Origin of the sequence: Haloarcula amylolytica (genome assembly GCF_049705545.1) — an archaeon.
Classification (GTDB): Archaea; Halobacteriota; Halobacteria; order Halobacteriales; family Haloarculaceae; genus Haloarcula; species Haloarcula amylolytica_B.
In genome coordinates, this window is record NZ_JBNAMU010000002.1 from 440,682 (window position 1) to 460,594 (window position 19,913).

The 19,913-nt window shown below is 62.0% G+C and carries 18 protein-coding genes; 5 read left to right on the plus strand and 13 right to left on the minus strand.

Annotated features, from left to right (window positions below):
* Nucleotides 1-5 precede the first annotated feature (5 nt).
* The 5 genes from ACOZ4H_RS18670 to ACOZ4H_RS18690 all read right to left on the minus strand — a co-directional run bounded on the left by ACOZ4H_RS18670 (nt 6) and on the right by ACOZ4H_RS18690 (nt 3,300).
* A complete protein-coding gene (locus tag ACOZ4H_RS18670) occupies nt 6-995 on the minus strand; it encodes a DMT family transporter (RefSeq protein WP_424330769.1) in 990 nt (329 codons plus the stop codon).
* Nucleotides 996-1,274: 279 nt separating this feature from the next.
* The gene (locus tag ACOZ4H_RS18675; protein ID WP_005532887.1) at nt 1,275-1,544 is read right to left on the minus strand and encodes a DUF7571 family protein; all 270 of its coding nucleotides are present in this window, start codon (nt 1,542-1,544) and stop codon (nt 1,275-1,277) included.
* A gap of 125 nt (nt 1,545-1,669) precedes the next feature.
* Nucleotides 1,670-2,287 carry a class I SAM-dependent methyltransferase gene (locus ACOZ4H_RS18680; protein WP_424330770.1) on the minus strand — a complete coding sequence of 206 codons (618 nt, stop codon included), beginning with the start codon at nt 2,285-2,287 and terminating at the stop codon, nt 1,670-1,672.
* Nucleotides 2,288-2,432: 145 nt separating this feature from the next.
* The gene (locus ACOZ4H_RS18685) at nt 2,433-2,711 is read right to left on the minus strand and encodes an SHOCT domain-containing protein (protein ID WP_424330771.1); all 279 of its coding nucleotides are present in this window, start codon (nt 2,709-2,711) and stop codon (nt 2,433-2,435) included.
* Nucleotides 2,712-2,865: 154 nt separating this feature from the next.
* Nucleotides 2,866-3,300 carry a pyridoxamine 5'-phosphate oxidase family protein gene (locus tag ACOZ4H_RS18690; RefSeq protein WP_424330772.1) on the minus strand — a complete coding sequence of 145 codons (435 nt, stop codon included), beginning with the start codon at nt 3,298-3,300 and terminating at the stop codon, nt 2,866-2,868.
* A gap of 102 nt (nt 3,301-3,402) precedes the next feature.
* Between ACOZ4H_RS18690 and ACOZ4H_RS18695 the strand changes: the two genes are divergently transcribed.
* A complete protein-coding gene (locus tag ACOZ4H_RS18695) occupies nt 3,403-5,238 on the plus strand; it encodes a bacteriohemerythrin (RefSeq protein ID WP_424330773.1) in 1,836 nt (611 codons plus the stop codon).
* 71 nt (nt 5,239-5,309) lie between these two features.
* Here the strand turns inward: ACOZ4H_RS18695 and ACOZ4H_RS18700 are convergent, their stop codons facing one another.
* The gene (locus ACOZ4H_RS18700) at nt 5,310-5,783 is read right to left on the minus strand and encodes a hypothetical protein (RefSeq protein ID WP_424330774.1); all 474 of its coding nucleotides are present in this window, start codon (nt 5,781-5,783) and stop codon (nt 5,310-5,312) included.
* 106 nt (nt 5,784-5,889) lie between these two features.
* On the opposite strand from ACOZ4H_RS18700, the gene ACOZ4H_RS18705 reads away from it, so the two are divergent.
* On the plus strand, nt 5,890-6,660 hold the full coding sequence (locus ACOZ4H_RS18705) for a hypothetical protein (RefSeq protein ID WP_424330775.1): 771 nt from the start codon (nt 5,890-5,892) through the stop codon (nt 6,658-6,660).
* A 201-nt stretch (nt 6,661-6,861) separates the two neighbouring features.
* Here ACOZ4H_RS18705 and ACOZ4H_RS18710 read toward each other — a convergent pair whose 3' ends face one another.
* From ACOZ4H_RS18710 to ACOZ4H_RS18720, 3 genes are all read right to left on the minus strand, one after another.
* Nucleotides 6,862-7,710, minus strand: a complete 849-nt coding sequence (locus tag ACOZ4H_RS18710; RefSeq protein ID WP_424330776.1) for a hypothetical protein — start codon at nt 7,708-7,710, stop codon at nt 6,862-6,864.
* A 90-nt stretch (nt 7,711-7,800) separates the two neighbouring features.
* Nucleotides 7,801-8,721: a hypothetical protein gene (locus ACOZ4H_RS18715; protein ID WP_424330777.1), complete on the minus strand. Its 921-nt coding sequence runs from the start codon at nt 8,719-8,721 to the stop codon at nt 7,801-7,803.
* 302 nt (nt 8,722-9,023) lie between these two features.
* The gene (locus tag ACOZ4H_RS18720) at nt 9,024-10,322 is read right to left on the minus strand and encodes an amidohydrolase family protein (protein WP_424330778.1); all 1,299 of its coding nucleotides are present in this window, start codon (nt 10,320-10,322) and stop codon (nt 9,024-9,026) included.
* 143 nt (nt 10,323-10,465) lie between these two features.
* Between ACOZ4H_RS18720 and ACOZ4H_RS18725 the strand changes: the two genes are divergently transcribed.
* The 3 genes from ACOZ4H_RS18725 to ACOZ4H_RS18735 all read left to right on the plus strand — a co-directional run bounded on the left by ACOZ4H_RS18725 (nt 10,466) and on the right by ACOZ4H_RS18735 (nt 14,854).
* Entirely contained in the window at nt 10,466-11,809 is a 1,344-nt protein-coding gene (locus tag ACOZ4H_RS18725; protein ID WP_424330779.1) for a dihydroorotase, read from the plus strand.
* Between the two features lie 155 nt (nt 11,810-11,964).
* The gene (gene thrC, locus ACOZ4H_RS18730; RefSeq protein ID WP_424330780.1) at nt 11,965-13,224 is read left to right on the plus strand and encodes a threonine synthase; all 1,260 of its coding nucleotides are present in this window, start codon (nt 11,965-11,967) and stop codon (nt 13,222-13,224) included.
* Between the two features lie 223 nt (nt 13,225-13,447).
* Nucleotides 13,448-14,854: a uracil-xanthine permease family protein gene (locus tag ACOZ4H_RS18735; RefSeq protein WP_424330781.1), complete on the plus strand. Its 1,407-nt coding sequence runs from the start codon at nt 13,448-13,450 to the stop codon at nt 14,852-14,854.
* A gap of 38 nt (nt 14,855-14,892) precedes the next feature.
* Here the strand turns inward: ACOZ4H_RS18735 and ACOZ4H_RS18740 are convergent, their stop codons facing one another.
* The 4 genes from ACOZ4H_RS18740 to ACOZ4H_RS18755 all read right to left on the minus strand — a co-directional run bounded on the left by ACOZ4H_RS18740 (nt 14,893) and on the right by ACOZ4H_RS18755 (nt 19,781).
* Nucleotides 14,893-15,927: an LLM class flavin-dependent oxidoreductase gene (locus ACOZ4H_RS18740; protein WP_424330782.1), complete on the minus strand. Its 1,035-nt coding sequence runs from the start codon at nt 15,925-15,927 to the stop codon at nt 14,893-14,895.
* A gap of 100 nt (nt 15,928-16,027) precedes the next feature.
* Nucleotides 16,028-17,020, minus strand: a complete 993-nt coding sequence (locus tag ACOZ4H_RS18745) for an ABC transporter permease (RefSeq protein WP_424330783.1) — start codon at nt 17,018-17,020, stop codon at nt 16,028-16,030.
* On the minus strand, nt 17,020-18,120 hold the full coding sequence (locus ACOZ4H_RS18750) for an ABC transporter permease (protein ID WP_424330784.1): 1,101 nt from the start codon (nt 18,118-18,120) through the stop codon (nt 17,020-17,022). The genes ACOZ4H_RS18745 and ACOZ4H_RS18750 overlap by 1 nt, the downstream gene beginning before the upstream one ends.
* Nucleotides 18,120-19,781 (minus strand): ABC transporter ATP-binding protein, encoded by a 1,662-nt coding sequence (locus ACOZ4H_RS18755; protein WP_424330785.1) that lies wholly within the window; start codon nt 19,779-19,781, stop codon nt 18,120-18,122. The genes ACOZ4H_RS18750 and ACOZ4H_RS18755 overlap by 1 nt, the downstream gene beginning before the upstream one ends.
* Nucleotides 19,782-19,913: the final 132 nt, after the last annotated feature.

Below are 19,913 nucleotides of genomic sequence, written 5' to 3' on the forward strand. Positions count from 1 at the left end.
CCGTATCAGTCCTGTGTCGAGTACGCGTTCCCGCTGACGACAATACAGTCGTCCCGTGGAGTCTGTGACCGGTGCGACGGCGAACCGGTTTGCCGACGCCGTAGCGACCGAAGCACGTCGGCTTTCACCCACGCGAAGCCGACCACGATGACGGCGAAGCCGGCGACAGTCACCGGACTGAGTGTCTCACCGAGCAGGAGCCAGCCGCTGATGGCCGTCACTGCCGGAACCACGTAGGAGACCAGGCTGGTTTCAGCGGCCCCGACCGTGCTGATCAGTCGGAAGTAGAGGAGGAACCCGATCGCGCTGGCGACGATGCCGAGGTACGCAATGGCCGCGATCTGTTCGAGACCAACTGTGACAGTTCCGAGTTGCTCCGAGGGCAGCCCTGCGCTGACGGCGTGCAGGATGCCCGCACCGAGCAGCGTCATCCAGGTCTGGAGACTCACGAGCGGGAGCGAACTACTGTATCGCTCGGTCAGGACCGCGCCGACGGCGAAGGCCACAGCCGAACTGATGAGCAGGGCAACGCCGAGCAGTCGGCCGCCGACCGCTCCCGGTGTGGGGTTCGCGATGATAACCACGCCGATGAACCCACAGACGGTGCCGATGAGTTCGTGGGGACGGGCCCTGTAGCTCGGTATCAGCGTCGATGCGAACGCCGGCGTCACAACCGGCGTGAGACTGAGCAGGATTGCGCCGAATGAACTCGGGACGTACTGCTGTCCGAGAAACAGCAGCGCGAAGTGTGCGCCGATGAGGACACTGCCGCCGATGAGAATCAGCGACCAGTCATCGCGTGTTCGTGGGCGCAGTGCCCGGCCCCGCCAGAGGGCATAGCCCAGCAGGACGACTGCAGCGATGTCGTGTCGGACAGCTGCCAGTAAAACCGGCGGAACGCTTTCGAGACCAGTCTTGATCGCCACAAAGGAGAGTCCCCAGATGAGTGCGAGCGCAGTAAACAGCAAGCCAATATGTCGTGTCGAGCGTGTCATTCCAGTAGAGAACAACTGTATGTGCTGGAGGAGTATGAAGCTTCTATCGCCACTGTGACGCACACACACGGGCTCTATCCCCGAATCCGCTGTTCAGTAATTGGGACAAACAGTGTGTGTCCGCAGTGCTATCGAAGCCACTTGTACCGAGACGTACTGTTCTACTTGGGTACGTAACACAGAGTTCGTATTCGGCCGGCAGACTTCCCCTCAGTTCGCTGTCAGTAGTGTCAAAACGAGGATGATGCCCACGTCGGCACACCCGAGCGAATGCCCGGGTCAGGTCGACATCGTGTCGAAATGCCATCCCGGGTCGGTCCCGGTTTCGTCGATGTGCTCGGACCGGCACGCCGGACAGCAGTCAGGGACAGCAGTTTCGGACCGCGGAACGTACACCGCGCCGTCACACTCCACACAGGCGTCCGCAACGACGGTCACGCAGTCGGCGCAGAGATTGAAGTCGTCGACTGTGAGGTCTCGCAGGGGTTCGAGTTGTTTGTCCAAGAGGTACTCGTCGATAGCCGCCTGACAGTTTTGGCACAGTTGCATGTCGATCCAACTTGACCCATGATATCATGACACAAATAGTTGCTGCCTGGTTATCGAACGTGAAGTTACCGACGGGTGGCTATCCGCTGACAGAGCCGGCTAGAAGTGACAGGCTCCGGCGTGGGCTACGGCGCACGGAACACGCGAATGGTGTCCCGGGACGTGGGTTCGCGGATGAGCTGCGCGAACCCGAGTTCTGAGAATACTTGCTTCCAGTTGCGGTGATACAGTGGGAAGTCGTCGTCGACGTAACTCACCGCAGTGTCTTCGCGTCCGCGTTCGGGACTGTTGCCTTCGTTTTCAGCGATCACGAGGAGGTCCCCTGCGATGCGAGCAATCTCCTCGAATACCCACGCGTCGTCGGGGTGAATGTGCTGGAGCGTCTCAACCGAGTAGACGACATCGAAGGCGTCGTCCTCGAACCCGGTGATGATATCCTCCAGCGCACCAGTGTGGAACGTCCCCGAATCCGCGAGTCGGGGGTAGTGTTCGGCCATCACGTCGAAGGATTCGTCGTTGATGTCGATACCATTGAGGTTCCCGTAGCCGTTGGTCTGTAAGTGTGCCAGATGGCGGCCCGAGCCACATCCCAGTTCGAGGATTCGGGCGTCGTCGTGAACGTAGTGGTCGAGCACGTTGACCAGCGTCTCACTCACCTCGTTCGGCCCGAGTTCGGCGTAGTATGCCGGCGAGAACTTCCCGGAGCGGGAGGCCCAATCGTCGCGAACGTCGTCCGGGTCCATACCCACCGTACGCCGTTGCGGAATAAATGTACCACGAAATGCGTGCCAGACAGTCGGTTGGCGCGATTTCGGAGTCGCCACTCAGCGGCTCCACAAGGTCGCTCTCTCCCGCTACATCCGTGGTTGGTGAAGATTCCAGTCCGACCTACGACTCGTGTTGGAGCAAGCGGTCAGCCCGCGTTTCGAGCTCCGTCTCGTCGATCTCGCCCGATGCGTACTGCTGTTTGAGGGTCTCCAGTGAATCCGGCTCGGCGGTCGCCTCGTGCTGTAGCTGCACGTACAGCAGGACCCCTATCGCCACAACAGCGATGATGACCGCTGCGAACAGCAGCCACCAGCCGCCCGGGATCATGCCCATGCCCGTTGCCCCTCCGTGGGGCCCCATCGGTCCGTGCTGGAGTAGCGCAGTTGTTGGCGGTAGCATCTGGTACACCTCTACTTGTAGCTATGAGTCTCAAGCCATAACTACGGTCGCTGGTTCTCAGAGAGTGAGAACACACGGCTGCCGAGCGACGGCTGATACTGCGCTGAGAGGGGAGTTCTGTGACTGGTATTTTTTCTGAATCTCTCCACGGCCCTCACCCGACTCGGAATTCCCGTCCGCTCCAGTCATCGATTCGGAGTTCGTACGGTGTCGTCGTCGATGTATCGTCCCAACTGACTGGGTTGGGAGCGAACTGCGTGTTGCTGGCCAGCGAGGCGAGGGCCGGCTCCACGTCGCTGTAGGTCGCCTCAACCAACTCGCCAGTAACCATGACGCTTCGCCACACGGATTGGGGTTCGGTCTCCTCGTACACGGAGAACCCGACGTTGGCGTCAGCCGTCAGACAGCGGTGTTTTTGGCTATCATCGCTCTCTGACAGGTGAAACGCCAGGCTGTCCGTCGCCGGGTCGTACCCGAACGCGACCGGGACCGGATACGGGTGTCCCCCTGACGGACTGGACAGTGCCAGCACGCCGATGCCGTTGTCGGTAAGGACCTCGACGACCGCTTCGTCACTTAATTCTCGCATCCCGAATGCAGTGATTACTGGCAACCACTTGGGAAGCAGTCCGCATTTTCACTCGATGAGAACGTGAGAGTCGCTTTTCAAATAAGGGTGAACAGACCAGATATGGGCACGGACTCGACGGGGGAATTTGCCGAGTGGGACGAGGAACGGTACAGCACCAATATCGAGCGGTTCGATGAACAGCACAAGCGCCTGTTCGGGCTGCTGAACGACCTCCACACGGCGATGAACGAGGGCCATTCCGAGGAGGAGGTCGGTGATATTCTCCGTGAACTCGAACACTACACGGAGTATCACTTCGGTGACGAAGAGGAGTTCATGCAGAACTGTGGCTACGCTATGGACTGCAGTGACTGTTTCTACAACCACCGTGAGATGCACGAGGAGTTCGCCGGGAAAGTGCGGGAACTCCGCGAGAAACACGAGAACGGGGAGTACGTCACGATGGAAGTCCTGACAGTCGCCCGGGACTGGCTCGATGCGCACATCGCCGCCGGCGACGAGGACCAGAACTACGCCGACTACTTCCAGACCGAAGTCAGCGACGACTACGAGTACGAACCCGGGCAACTGTATCAGGACCGAACGGCATCCGAGGACCCCGTCCCAGTTGACCGCCGAAGCGAAGACGACAGCGTACGCCTCGACAGCGACGTCTACGACGGCGGCTCGCTCGCGGTTCCGGAGGGGTCAGTAGCGGCCTGGTTCGACGATATCGTTTCGGAACACGGGGAGCGGACCGCGGCGCTCGTCCGGGATGACGGCGAGTTCGTCGAGCGGAGTTTCGAGGAGCTGGCCGAGCGGGCGAAGGCAGTCGCTGGCGGGCTCCTTTCGACGGAACTGCGGCCCGGGGACCGGTTGGCCATCAGAGCGCAGTCCCGGTACAAGTGGTCGGTGCTCGACCTGGCCTGTCACTTCGCCGGACTGGTCCCGGTCGCACTCTACCCGTCTGCGAGCGACGACCGGGCAGCCGAGGTTATCGAACGAACCGGTGCAACGGGGCTCGTGGCAGCGGGAGACGTGGCCGAGGACCTCGCGATGGCTGTCGGGACTGTGCTCGATTTCGAAGACCTGCCGACCGAGGAAGCGAGAGTGCTTCCCGGCCTTCAGACGGACGGCGACGACGTGGCGACGGTCGCGTTCGACGTGGCCGCCCCCGCAGAGCAGGCCGGCTGTGCGCTGACCCACCGAAACCTTCTGGCGGCTGCAGCGAGTCTCCGCGAGGAGCTCCCCACCGGTCCCGGGGCGACCGGGACGTGTTCGCTCCCGCTGGCACATATCTATCAGCGGGTCTCGACGTACTACCTCTGGGCGGCCGGAAGCGCCGTCGCCTACCTCGGAGCGGAGGAGTTCGTCGACCAACTCGCGGCCGTCGAGCCCGACGTGCTCGTCGGTGTCCCGAAGATGTACCAGCAGCTCTACGGGACGATACAGGACCGTCTCGGCGACATGGGCTGGATGAAACGGAAGGTCGGCGGTCGAGTCGCATCATACGGGCAAGGTATCGTCGAAGGACGGGGAACGCCGCTGAAATACAGAGCCGCTAAGCGGCTCGTGTACAAGCCGCTCCGGCAAGAAACTGGGTTGTCGAACCTCACCTACGCCCTCTCCGGTACGGGCCAGCTAGACGACCATCTACTGTACTTCTTCCGAGGCTTAGGCGTCCCGATCTGCGAGCTGTACGGCTCTGTCGGGACAGCCGGCGTCGGTGCACTGAACCCCGCGGATTCCTTCGTCGAAGGGACAATCGGCGATCCGATGGCGGGAGTTGAACTCGCTGTGTCCGAAAACAGAGAGATACTGGTCCGCGGCCCGACTGTCCTGGGCGGGTTCCTCGACGATAGCCGAACGGGCGCACAGACGCTTCAGGACGACTGGTACCATACCGGTGAAACCGGTGAGGTGGGGCCGGACGGTAAGCTGTCGCTCGTCGAGTGAGCGCTGTCGGGCGAGCGGCGGACAGCCTCGCCTTTGCCAATTACCAGACCGGTCCCGTAGTTCGGGCCGGGTCAGACGAGGCGAGAGCCGAGCGCGACGACTGGCACGAGAACGAGCAGATACGCAGCCGCCGATATCGCCCAGTCGCGTCGGATGTCCGCCGTCCGGACCGACGCCAGGCGGGACCGCGGGAGGACGACGAAGACGAAGAAACCGACCATCAGCGCGTACAGAACAGCAGCGGCGAGCACTGTCGCGAGTATCGACTGCCCGCCCACGAGCCCTTCACTGGTGAGAAGCATCCAGACGAACAGCGGGCCAGTCAGCCAGCCGGCGATGTAGTGGACCACGTTCGCGAGCCGACCCGGAGCGTGCTGTGGAGCGCTATCGGTCAACACACCGGCGGCAACGAACGGCGGTGTTTCGCCTTCCGGCAGTCTGGCCATCACAAGATCCATCGCAACGGTCGCGACGACAGCCGCTGCCACACCGATAACAAACCGGAGTGACACCGTGAGCGTCGTAACGAGAGGTACCGACTCCATGTGTCACCGACAGGACGGGCGTGTATTCTGTCTGACGGTTCAGGGTGACAGTGATACCGATTTGTTGGGTGCGAAAGCCCGTGATGCCGTGACCCATAGTGATTACATGCGCACACAAGACGCTGGCCACCGAACCGCAGCAGTCGCCGCTATCGCCGACCGCGATTACCGCCGCGCTGGAGACGAATACACGCGGGCCGGATGGCGTGTCCTTTCAGACCCGCGAGAGGGCATCACGCCCTTTGATGCCGACGAGAAGGGATGGGTCGGCGACGGCCTCCAGTACCTCGCGACGAGCGCAGTCTGTTACCGCGTCGCCGGCCAGGATACACGAGCCACCCGCCGCGGCGTCGAGGGCGTCGCCGTGGGCAAGGATTTGACTAACGGGCTCGACCACCCGGTACAACACGCCTGTCTCAAGGAGTTCGTCGGAGACTTCCGAACCGTCGCAGGACTCGATGGAGCCGAAGCGGCATACCGAGAGGCGGAGACGGCCTACGAAAACGCTGGCAGTGCTGTCGACAACCCGCAGGCGTGGGGGACGACGCCGCTATTCGAGGCCGCTGCGACGCTCCTCCAGCAGGTGGCCCGTGGCCCCGCCAACGGTGAAATCGCTCTGCCCTGGGAGGACCTCCATGGAACGGACCCGGACGATCCCGGTAGGTTCCTCGCACAGCGGGCCGTCGTCAAACGCCAACGGTTTCCCAGCCTTGTCCAGCAAGCAATCAAAGACGAGTTCCTTGCTGCCCCTCGTGGGACGACAGAGTACGACACTGATCACCACCGCTGCCGACATTGTGAGTCGACGGACGTGAACTGGGTCGCAGAGAGCGTGTTGTGCCTGCGGTGTTCCCGTCCGACAGTAGAGACAAGCTAATATACGCTGTCTGCCACCGTACTAAATGGTATAGTCGTTCTATGGCCGTGTATTACAAGATCGCGAATTAAATAGCGAATGTTTAGCCCTCTTTTGGGTTGTCCCCATCTAAATCGGATCAGAGTGATGTGTCTCGACGGTATGTGCATCTATCTCGAGTAGTATGCATGAAAAATGAGGAGCAGTAGAGAGCTGGGCTGGTCACGCTGTCGGTTCGGTCGACTCAGGCTGCGAAGTCGAATCAGTGCGTGCTTCGATTAGAAGTCGCCGATTAACAATGTGATCGACGACGGTGGTGCTGTCGAGAATCTCCGTCTCACCGTCGGCAGTTTCTGGGTCGGCGGGGTACCGCCGTATCTTGAACGAATCCATCGCGTTTCGGTTCTCCGAGACTGGTTCGATAACTTCGAGGTACTCGTCAGTGGCAGTGTTGCGGTAGGTTTCCCCCGTCGCAAAGCCGACGACGGGTACGTCAGCGGGCCACTCCCACGAGAACTGCCGAAGGTACTGGTCGAACTGCCAGACCAGATACTCGGGCTCCAGATCGTCGTCAGGCGCTCCCACGGCAGCCGAGTCGAGTGTCCGGTCCCAGTAGTCGACGACGCATTCCTTGAGGTCGTCCTGAAGACGGTCATCGACCAGTTTCTGTTCGATTGGATAGCCGATTTCGATGGCAACGATGGCATGCCGGTCGAGATGGGTGAGACACCGCTGGCATTCGATCTCGAATACAGACAGGCCGAGTGGGTTGTCGGCAGTCATGTGGGCCAGTTCGTTCCCACAGCTGGGACACCAGAGAAATAACACCCCGTTGTCAGCATCGGACAATTCGCCGAGAACGGTCAGATCATCGAACGCTGTGTCGGGACCGTCCATCTGGGACTCGGTTGTCGAGTCCGGAACAGCCTCGGCGGCATCGTCCGCGTATTTGGCCAGCTTTCGGTCTTTCAGCAGCGACTTGATGACGGAATCGTGCGAGGAGTGAGACTCCGCGTCACGTATCTTCTCTATCTGTTCTTTCGTCCAATCACGCACGCGGATCGTTGCCATTTGTCACACGTACGAACCGGGCGGCAAAAATGTTTCCCTCATTTCATGAACGTTCGTCTATCCGCCCACGCTACACCCCGGGGAAGTAGATCAATGACTGGCGGCGGTGATACGACGCTTGATTTCGTCATTCGAGACGCGTATCTGGTTGGCGGCCAATCGGTGGGTGACGAGATCAAGGAGATCCAGTTCCGACAGTAGTCGCCGGGCGTGCGTCTGGCTCAAATCGAGACGCTGGGTCACCTCGTGCAGAGAAGTAGACTGTGTAACGGTCCGTGCGAGTTCGGCCACAGTCAGGTCCTGCGAGATACCGAGCCCGTCCGCGACAAGATTGTCGTCGCTGTCTTGGGAGTCCGCTTCGGCGAGCAGATCAGCGACAGATCTGGCCCCCAGTCCATCCGGTTCTTCCGGCTGTCCGTCGTCGTCCGTCTGGTCGTCGGGAGAGTCCGAGTCAGCCGAAGGAGTTGTGTCGGTCCCGGAATCTGCCTGCACGTCTGAAAGGCTGAGACCGCCCGCCTGTGGCGTCGTGTCGGTCGGGTCGTGGATATCATACTCCACCATATACCGGCGCACAGTTTCGGAGGTCACGTCAGCATCCAGCGCTTCGGTCATTTCCGGGAACGTATCACACGCGTCGTAGGCGGCCTGGAGTGCCTCCGGGTCCTTGTATGCCGGGACGGAGTCCGACTGCGAGAGGGTTTCTGCCAGTTCGTCGGATGCATCTCCCCGGTTTTCCGACGGAACCGGTATGTCAGTCCCGACGGGCACAGTAACCGTCACGTCAATTTCAATCCGTTTGTCGGTCAGATCGAACTCCTCAGCGTCGACAGACACGTCATCGTGTAGCGATACCCCACCGAAGATCGGCGTTGCGAGCGTCAGGTCAGCACTTATTTCGTCGTTATCGGCAGTCGTCTGGCCCCGGACTGAGACCGCTTTGACCTCGGTTTCAGACGATTCTACGCATTCGAGCACCTGCGTGAACGTCTCAAAGGCGTCACTAACTACCATATGTCACCCACGCACACAGTACCACTATTACATACTGGAATAGGAAATATTTGCGATATCACACGTTGTAGACAAATACGGGCTTTCAGCTACGCTACGGTCGAAATACTGTGTGTACAGAATGTACACACTGACGATGAAATCAAATCCACAATATATTTTTACACCCTTAGAGTGTTAACCGGAGATCAGTCAAACAGGAGCCTCAAAATTGGATCGGGGAAGTAATTTACATTCTTAGGGTGTGTATTTTGAGCACCCTCTTTGCCAGCGCAGTGGGACCAAATCTCCCAGCATCTGCCCTACAAACGGTCCCAGAGTTCGGCACTCGCATCGCCGACGGCAGCCATATCCGAATCGTCAACTCCTGTGACGCCGTATTTCTGGTCGTACACAGGCTCCCCGTCGATAATCGTCCGGGTGACATCTGCACTGCTTCCGGCACTGACGACGTAGTAGGGCGCACTCCCGTCCAACACCGGATTCGGTCCCAGATCCAGCGTGACGAAATCACCGCGCTTGCCGACCTCGATACTGCCGACAGCGTCGTCCATCCCCAGCACCGCCGCACTGCCGATTGTCGCCCATTCGAGGGCGGTGGCCATGTCGAAGCCGCTCGGGTTGCGTTGCTTGAGTTTATGGATACCGACGGCCGAACGCATGGTCTCGAACATATCCGGGTCCCACCCGTCGTCACCGAGTCCGATTGTCATCTCGTGGGCTTGCATCGTTTCGACGTCGGCGATACCGACGGCGTTGTTGATGTTGGAATAGGGGTTGTGAGCGACGTTGACGTCGTTTTCTGCGAGGATTTCGATTTCGGAGTCGGTGGAGTGAACGCAGTGGGCGGCGATGACCTCGGCGTCGAAAAAGCCCATATCCTCGAGCGCTGGCACCGGTCGTTTCCCGTATTCGGCGATGGATTCGTGAACGTCGACCAGTCCCTCTTCGAGGTGTATCTGGATCGGGCGGTCGTGGTCGGTAGCCCGGTCGACACACTCCCCGACAATGTCCGCGGTGTTGGTAAACAGCGTGTGGAGGCAGTAGTGGCCGGACACGGTGTCGTACTGGTCTTCCGCTTCGTCGATGAATCGCTGATTCTCTGCGATACCGTCTCTAGCCTGGGCCTCTGAGTTTCTGGCTGTCGTCTCGAAAGTAATCATCCCGCGGATCGGCGTCTGGGCGACGCCTTCGGCGACGGCGTCGAGACCGCCCGGCAGCGTGTTCGGTCCGGAGTAGTTGTCACAGAAGGTGGTGACGCCGCTCTGAAGTATCTCGGCACAGGAGCCCAGTGCGGACAGGCGAGCGTCACGCTCAGTGAACGCTTCGTCGACGTTCCACCAGATATCCACGAGCGCCTCGTAGAAGCTCTCAGGTGACGCAGCGAGCGGCGCGCCGCGAATCGGGAGCGCGTACATGTGGGTGTGGCAGTTCACCAGTCCCGGGATGACGACCTCGCCAGTGGCATCGATCACGTCAGCACCGGATGCATAGCCGTCCTCGATAGCGGCGATTTCACCGTCCTCGACAACGACGTGTGCCTCCGACCGGACCGTACGCTCATCGTCCATCGTGATGAGCATCCCTGCGTTCAGTATCACAGATGGGGGGATACCGGCAGCCGACTAAAAGCTATCCGCCCCAGAACGGGCTTAGCGGCCATTCTCTCCCAAGCCGTGTGTGGGCCGGATGTGGCGTCTCACACACACCAACTGTTTTCGTCGTTCGCCCTGGCCGTACTGGCATGACAGGTATTCACATCAAAGACGCACAGGTGGTGACGATGACGGGCGTCCAGCACGGTGAAATCGCGATGTCTGACGGGACAATAGACGCCGCTGGTCCGGCGTCGTCGGTCCCGACTCCCAGTGACCCGGATACCGTCATCGACGCGGACGGCATGTTCGCGCTCCCGGGCGCTATCGACGTGCACACCCACATGCACGACGACGAGCTGTTTCCGGACGGAATCGACTTCGCGTCCCAGACCGCAAGCGCGGTCGCCGGTGGGGTGACGACAGTCATCGAGCTACCGACGCAGACACCCGTCACAACTGCCGAAGCACTGCAGGAGAAAGCAGCGGCGTGCTCGGCGCTCGCACATGTCGATTTCGGCCTCGTCGCGGGGAACGTTCAGGAGCCAGACATCAACGTGGCTGACATCATGAGCGCCGGGACGGCGGATTTCAAGACGTTCACCGCCGACCCGTACCTGGCGAGTGACGCGTCCATCGCCCGGCTCATGCGGCGCGTCGGCGATGCCGGGGGAACAGTTCGCGTCCACTGTGAGACGCAGGGACTGCTCGACGACGCGCGGTCGGCTATCGACGGCGACGAGCCCGAGGTGTACATGGACTCACGACCGCTCGAAGCCGAGCTGGACGCGATTTCCCGGGCGGGCTACTTCGCAGAGTACGCCGATTGTCCACTGCACGTCGTCCACATCTCAAGCGGGAGCGGCGCACGCGAGGCCGACCGCTTCAAATCCCGAGCGAAAATCCCGGTCACACTGGAGACCTGTCCGCAGTATCTGGCCTTCTCGAAGGCCGATGTCGCGGAGAAAGGGCCCTTCCTGAAGGTCAATCCCAGCCTCAAATCCGACGCCGAACGGGAGCGGCTCTGGGATGCAGTTCGAGACGGGACGATTGACCTCGTCGGCACAGACCACTTCCCGACCTACCGCGAGACCCGGGAAGCCGGCTGGGAGGATATCTGGGAGCCCTACGCCGGTCTCCCGGGCGTCGAGACGATGGTCGAGTTCCTCGTCAGCGAGGGCGTCCACCAGGACCGGATTTCGTGGCCGCGGCTCCGCGAACTCGTGTGTGCGGCCCCCGCCAGAAAGGCCGGTATCTATCCGAAAAAAGGGTCGCTACGGGTCGGAACAGACGCGGACGTGATTCTCGTCCGCACCGAGGAGTACGAGGTCACCGCCGAAGACCACACGTTCGTCGGTGGCTGGACGCCGTACGAGGGGCAGCACTGGAACGCGCGCGTGGACACAGTCATCGCCGGCGGTGAGGTCGTCGCGGAAGACCACGCGGTCCGGTCAACGGCGGGCCGCGGACAGTTTTTGGACCGCCCGCTGTAGCGGTTTTGCTGTCTGCTGACCGGAGCACACGCAAATAGATGTGTGTCGTGTGCGGCCCGTGTGTGGCGTGTGGCGGCTGCGACAGAGGCGGTTCCCCTCACAATCGACCTGGAGTCACAGTACGGTTTTATATCCAGTTGTGCTCAGGAAGAAGTATGGGCATGACGCAAGTCACGACCCTCGAGTGTACACTCTGTGGGGCGGAGTACGACCCGAACCAGGTCATCTACACCTGTCCCGAACACGAGGGCGTGAAGGGGATTCTCGAAGTAACGTACGACTACGGCGCTATCGACGACGCGTTCGACGGCGACCTCGGCGGGCCGATTGCGAGCCAGTGGAAGTACGAGGCGTTCCTGCCGGTCGCAGCGGACGCCGAGGTCGTGACGCTCAACGAAGGCGGGACGGACCTCTTCGACGCACCGAACCTTACCGACGCGCTGGGCGTCGAGACGCTCGTCAAAGACGACGGGCGGAACCCGACGGGGTGTTTCAAGGACCGCGCCAGCGCTATCGCTGTCACGAAGGCCCGACACGCCGGCCGCGACATCATCACCTGCGCTTCGACCGGGAACGCCGCCGCGTCGCTGTCGGGGTATGCCGCCCGCGGCGGGATGGACTGTCGCATCTTCGTCCCCGGGGACGCCCCCACGGGCAAGCTCGCACAGCCGCTCGTCTACGGCGCGGACGTACTGGCCGTCAACGGGAGCTACGACGAAGCCTACGACCTCAGCGTCGACGTGACCGAGAAGTACGGCTGGTACAACCGCAACGCGGCAATCAATCCGTTCCAGGTCGAGGGCAAGCGGACGGTCGGCCACGAACTCGCCGACCAGTCTATCGCTCGCGGACACGTCCCGGACTGGGTCGTGTTCTCGATGGGCGACGGCTGTACGATAGCCGGGGCCTGGAAGGGGTTCAAGGAGTTCTACGACCTCGGGTACGTCGACGACCACCCAAAGATGCTGGGCGTCCAGGCCGAGGGAGCGTCGGCCATCCACGACGCCTTCCACGACCACGAGGATATCGACGACATCGCCGAAACGTTGGCCGACTCCATCGCGGTCGGTCGACCGCGGAACACGATCAAGGCCTGCCGCGCGCTGGAACAGAGCGGCGGAACCGCGCTGCTGGTCTCCGACGACGAGATTCTGGCGGCCGAGAAACTGCTTGGCAGCACCGAGGGAATCTATTCCGAGCCGGCGGGTGCGACACCCGTCGCCGGCGTCCAGACGGCGCTCGACCGTGGGATCATCGAACAGGACGAAACCGTCGTCGTAGTGTCCACCGGCTTCGGGCTGAAAGACACGAAAAGCGCCGAGAAGGCGACTGGCGGGGTCGACCGGATCGACCCCGAAATCTCGGAGGTCGAAGGCCTGTACGGCACGGCCGAGGAGGCCGCGGCCGACGACTGACGACTTCGAACGACTGCCCCATCTGGTGCCGATTTTTTGATCCGGTTTCGAGACACTGCCGAGTCGGAAACTCAGATTTCGAAACAGTTCTGGATCGGTTTTGCCACAACATTCCAAAATTACTGAGACAGACGATTGCGTATCCTCGACAAAATTAAACACATATGTTGGTATTAGGATTCTAGTAGGTGGATTGAAAAGACAGGCCGTTAGATGGTGTCATATGAGCGGTCCTGAGGCGAAGAAACAGTCCGTCGTACTGTACGACATCGAAGACAAGCCGCCGTTGGGGAAGGCGATCCCACTCGGCATCCAGCACGTGCTCGCGATGTTCCTGGGCAACGTCGCACCCCCGCTCATCCTCGCGGGGGCCGTCGGCTCTGTTACAGGGGAGACGACGTTTCTCGTCCAGATGGCACTCATCGTGGCCGGCGTCGCGACCATCGTCCAGGCGTACCCGGTCGGCCCCGTCGGCGCGCTCCTTCCCGTCGTGATGGGCACCAGTTTCGCGTTTCTCGGCCCGCTTATCGGAATCGGCAACCAGTTCGGTATCGCGGCCGTTTTCGGCGCGTCACTGCTTGCTGCGCCGGTCGAGGTCGTCATGGGCATCTCGTTCGACCGGTTCCGCCAGTACTTCCCGCCGCTGGTCACCGGCATCGTCGTAATGCTCATCGGGCTGACGCTCATCCCCACGGTGATGAACTACGCCGCGGGCGCGTCGGCCGGCCCGTCAGCTGAGGGATACGGTTCCTTCGTGAACCTCGGACTCGCGGGGCTCGTTCTGATTGTCACGGTCGGGTTGAACCAGTTCTTCGAGGGGTTCCTTCGCGTCATCAGCGTGTTCGTGGGCATCATCGTTGGGTACGCTGTTGCGCTCGCGCTGGGCGTGGTTGACCTCTCGGCTGTCGCTGCTGCCGGATGGGTGACGGTCCCCGTCCCGCTCAAATACGGCCTCGCGTTCGAGCCGAGCGCCATCGTCACCGTGGCCTTCCTCTATATCATCACTGGTATGGAGACTATCGGGGATATCTCTGGGACAGTGTCCGCAACCGGCCGGGACGCCACCCGCGAGGAAATCCGCGGCGGCCTCGTAGCCGACGGCGTGATGAGCGTCTTCGGCGCGGTGTTCAACGCGCTCCCGAACACGTCGTTCTCGCAGAACGTCGGTCTCGTGAACTTCACCGGCGTCGCTAGCCGGTACGTGGCTGGTATCGGGGGCGTTGTCCTGCTTGCACTCGGGTTCATCCCGAAGGTCGGCGCAGTCGTCTCGGCGATGCCCGACGCCGTGCTGGGCGGCGGCGCGCTCATCCTGTTCGCGATGATCTTTTCGTCCGGAGCGCGCCTCATAACGCAAAACGTCGAGCTAGACCACCGCAACTCGACCATCCTGGCGATGTCGATGGCGCTCGGCCTCGGCGTCGCGTTCCGCCCCGAAATTCTCCAGAACTTCCCGTCCGAGGTGCAGACGCTGTTCGGGTCCGCGCTCGTCACCGGGGGGATGGCCGCCCTCGTTCTCAATATCGTGTTCCCCGGTGGAAGCGTCGGGACCGGACCAACTGAGTACACCGCAGGACTGGAACCCGACCTAGTTGAGACAGGCGCAGGCGCGCCGCCGGTCGACGACGACTGAAAAGCGGTTCCCCACCGCGTGACTGCACGTCGCTTCGGCTACAGGTAGCCGTCCGCGAACTCGTCGATCATCAACCGCCGGTCCTCGCCAAGCGGATAGAGAATCGGACACTGACAGCCGGTCTCGGCGTACTCGCGGACCTTCTCTCGGCACTGTTCGGGCGTTCCGCTGGCTGTGAGTTTGTGAACCACGTCGTCCGGAATGAGGTGCATCCCCTCCTCGATGTCGTCCTTGTCGGCCGGCCACCCGCCGATGGTCTCGCCCACCTCGTCGATGAGGTCCTGGCTGACGCCGCTGGCCTTCATGATGTGCGGTTGCTGGCCGAGGTACTGGGTGATGAGTTCGCGGGCGTTGTCCAGGGCCTTCTCTTCGTCGTGGTCCATCGAACAGACGACCAACTGGGGCCGGTCGATGTCCTCGAGCGAGCGGTCACCGCGCTCCGCCCCGGTCTTCAGTGCGTCGAGGGCCTTCTCGTTGTACTCCGGGCTGACGAGGTAGTTCAGTAGCGCGCCGTCGGCGAAGTGGCCGGTGAGTTCCAGCATTTTGAACCCGGTTCCGCCGACGTAGACCGGGACGGTCCGCGGCCCGTCGTCGCCGTGGACCACGTCCAGTTCCACGTCCCGCATCTGGACGAACTCTCCGTCGTAGGTAACGTTCTCCATGTCCAGCAGGTCCTGTGTCACCTCGACGCACTCCCGCATCGCCCGCAGTGCGCCGCTGCGGTCGATGCCGACTTTCTCGGCCAGCGGATCCCACCAGGCCCCGATACCACACATGATGCGGTCCGGACCGGCGAGTTCTTCAAGCGTGCTCATCGACTGCGCGATCAGCGCCGCGTTGCGCGTCCAGTTGTTGATCACCCCGGTCCCGAGTTTGATGTCGTCGGTGACCGCGGCGTACGCGCCGAGCGGGGAGACGGCGTCGCGTGCGAGCCGCGATTCGGCCTGCCAGATCTCGTCGATCCCCTGCTCCTCCGCGTACTGCACGAGTTCCACGTTCTCTTCTAGCGAGTGTTTGTCCTGCAAGTAGATACCGACACGGTCACCTCTCTCGAAGACCTGATTGGCGCTCATGAGACATGCGGGATTCAGCGAATATGGATAAATAGATTTGGCCGCACACACGGTCTGTGGGAGGTGTGGCCGCTCGTATCGGACCGCACTCGACTACCCGTTAGTCCGTCTCGCGGCTGTAGGACTGCAACAGCGCCGAGGGGACCGCGAGCTGGTCGCTCTTGGTCCGGATGACGGCGTAGGCCAGCACGATGATCGTCGCCAGATACGGATAGGTGCCCATAATCTGTGGCGTCATGAGGAACTCGACGACGGGGTTGATCACGCCAGCGAGCGGTGTGTCAGGACCCACGGTCAGCGAGATGGACTGGGAGCGGATGCGGAGGGCATCGAGCAGCCCGAACAGGTATGCCCCCAATAGCATTCGGCGGGGGCGCCACTGCGCGAAGATGACCAGCGCGACAGCAATCCAGCCCCGGCCCGCGGTCATGCCGGGGACCCAGAGCTGGGAGAACGCAAGCGAGAGGTGCGCCCCGGCCGCGCCGGCGAACCCGCCGCCGATGAGCACCGCGAGGTACCGCAGTCTGAACACGGATACACCCATCGTGTCCGCCATCTCTGGGTCCTCACCGACAGCTATCATCTCCAGCCCGAGATTCGAATGGTGCAGGAAGTACCAGACCACGACCAGCAGGCCGAGTGCGAGGTAGTCCGTCGCCGTGCTCCGGAAGAAGGCCTCACCGATGACCGGGATATCGACGAGGTACTGTCCGACGAGCGGGAGCGTCATCTGCGGGAAGCCGTCAATGGACTCTTCGACCCAGCCAGAGCCGAAGAACGTCGTCAGACCGGCCCCCAGCAGCGTCAGCATGACGCCGCTGATGACCTGGTTCGACTTCAGCGTGATACAGAGGAACGCGTGGACCAGCGCCAGCACCATCCCGAGGAGGATGCCGACGCCGAATCCGAGCCAGTGGCTCCCCGTCACGACGGTAGTGATGAACCCGCCGAGCGCGCCGACGAGCATCATGCCCTCGACGCCGAGGTTGAGGACGCCCGCCCGCTCGCTGAGGAGTTCCCCCATCCCGGCGAGGAGGAGCACCGTCGCCGCCTGAACGGTGGCATCAAGCAGCCCGGCGATGAAGCTCACCATCAGTCGTCACCCCGCTGTGGCCGGGCTGGCGTTTCCGTTGGCCCGCGTCTTACGTCGATACCGACCCGGTAGCTCTTGAAGAACTCCGCGGTGATCAGGAAGAGGATGACAAGCGCCTGGATGATCTCGACCAGGGCCGCGGGCACGCCGAACGCCACTTCCATGCTCGACCCGCCGACGAACAGCACGGCGAAGAACAGCCCCGCGAGCATCACCTTGATGGCGCTGTTGCGACCGAGCAACGCGATCGGAATGGCGGTGAAGCCGTATCCGGGTTCGAACCCGGCGCGGTATCGCCCCTGTGCGCCGGCGATTTCGCTGATGCCGCCCATGGCCGCGAACGCACCGCCAACGACGAACACCAGGAGGTAGACGTAGAACTTGCTCATCCCCGCCTGCTGTGCGGCCGCGTCGTTCGAGCCGACGAACGTGATTTCGAACCCGAGTCGCGTTCGCGTCATCAGGACGTAGGTCACCACGACCATACAGATGGCGACCAGTAAGCCGGCGTGGACGCCGCCGAACAGTTCCGGAATCGTCGCGGCCTCGGAGAACCGCTCGGACTGCGGGAAGTTCCCGGTCCCGCCCTGCATCGGCCCGCGGAGCAGGTAGCTCTGGATTTCGAGGGCGACGAACGTCAGCAGTAGCGAGGTGATGATCTCGTTGACGTCCCACCTCGCCCGCAGGTACGCCGGGATGCCCGCCCAGATACCGCCGGCCACGGCTGCGGCGACGAACATCAGTGGGACCAGTGCGAGCCCCGGAAGCGAGACGTTCAGCCCGATCCAGGTCCCGGCGAGTGCACCGGCGACGAGCTGTCCCTCGGCACCGATGTTGAACAGCCCCGCTTTCAACGGGAGGTACACCGCCAACCCTGTGAGAATCAGCGGTACCGCCTTCGTCAGCGTCTCGGTGAGGCCGAACTCGGTAAAGAGCGTGTCGACGAACATCGTCGCGTACGCCGCGACGGGATTTACATCGAGAACGACCAGCGCGACGGCGCTCACCGCCAGCGCGGCCAGCACAGTGAACACGGGCGTCCCGTAGGCCAGCCAGACGGGAATGTCCTCGCGTGCGTCGACGTTTACTGCGACGTTCATCAGCTCTCACTCCCCTGTGTGACCCCGGACTGGGGCGGCGACACAACCGTTTCGTCTTCGCCGTCGCCACCGCCAGTCATCTCCAGGCCGATCCGTTCCCGGTCGGCCTCTGCCGGTGTCGTTTCGTAGACGAACTCGCCCTCGTACGCGACGAGAATTCTGTCGCTCAGATCGAAAATCTCGTCTAAGTCCTCCGAGAGCAGAATAATACCGGTGCCCGCCTTGCGCTGTTCGAGCAGTGTCTCCCTGATGAACTCGATGGCCCCGACGTCGACGCCACGGGTCGGTTGGTTCGCGATGAGCAGATCCGGGTCGCGGTAGATTTCCCGTGCCAGAATGAGTTTCTGGAGGTTCCCCCCGGAGAGGTCGCCGGCTTCGGTCTCGGTCACGTCGCTGACACCGCGGACGTCGAACTCCTCGACCAGCGTTTCGGCGTAGGATTGGAGTTCCCCGTAGTCCAGAAACGGCCGATCGCCGAACCGGTCGTTCCTGAAGTCCTTCATCGTGGCGTTGTGCATCACCGAGAGGTCCTCGGCACAGCCGTACTGGAGTCGGTCCTCGGGGACGAACGAGACGCCGCTGTCGACGAACGTCTTCGGTTTAGCGCCGGTGATGTCCTCGCCGTTGACCACTAGCTCGCCAGCCGTCATGTCACGGATGCCGGCAATGACCTCGGCCAGTTCCTTCTGGCCGTTGCCGCTCACGCCCGCGATACCGACGATTTCGCCCTGCCGAACCGTCAGGTCGACGCCGGAGAGAGCCTCGATGCCACGGTCGTCGTCGGCCTCGACCCCGCGTGCGCGCAGGACCGGGTCGCCGAGGTCGACCGCTTCCCTGTCGATTTCGAACAGCACTTCGCGACCGACCATCATCTCCGCGAGGTCCGCCCGGGAGACTGACGACACCTCGGCAGTGCCCACGTTTTGCCCTTCCCGGAGAACCGTTACGCGGTCGACGATGGCGTCGACCTCAGTGAGCTTGTGGGTGATGAAGATTATCGAGAGCCCCTCGTCGGTCAGCCGTTCGAGCGACTCGAAGAGCCGCTCGGCCTCGGTCGGCGTGAGGACCGCCGTCGGCTCGTCGAGAATCAGAAGGTCGACATCCCGGTACAGCGCCTTGAGTATCTCGACGCGCTGTTGCTGGCCGACGTCGAGCTCCCAGATCTTCGCGCTCACGTCGATGTCGAACCCGTACTGGTCCGCCAGGTCCTGAATCCGCTGCTCAGGGACATCGAGGCCTAGCGAGAACTGTCCGGCGAGCGACTGGACGAGGCTGTTGTTCCGGACCGCCGCCGGGAGCCAACTGTCCTCCGCATCGCTGCGGAACGCCGTGGCCGGTTCACGCTCGCCGAGCACGACGTTCTCGGCGACCGTGAGGCGTGGTATCAGCATGAAATGCTGGTGGACCATCCCGATACCGGCATCGATGGCGTCCTGTGGCGACCCTAGATCGAGTCGCTCGCCGTCAAGGTAGATATCACCGTCGTCCTGCGAGTAGAGCCCGTAGAGAATCTTCATCAGCGTACTCTTTCCCGCGCCGTTTTCGCCCAGGAGACCGTGGATTTCCCCGCGCTGGACGGAGAGATCGACGTGGTCGTTGGCGACGACCCCGGGGAACTCTTTGCGTATCCCCTCCATCCTGAGCGTGGTGTGTTCGGACATGCTGTCTGATCTTAGCCGGGTATCAACAATGTAGTGGCATAATTGTTTCCAAAGGCAGTGATATTCGCCGTCCAGAAGGGATATACCGGACATTTGGCAAATGTCAGTTGTTGTGTGTTAGTGTTCGTTGTG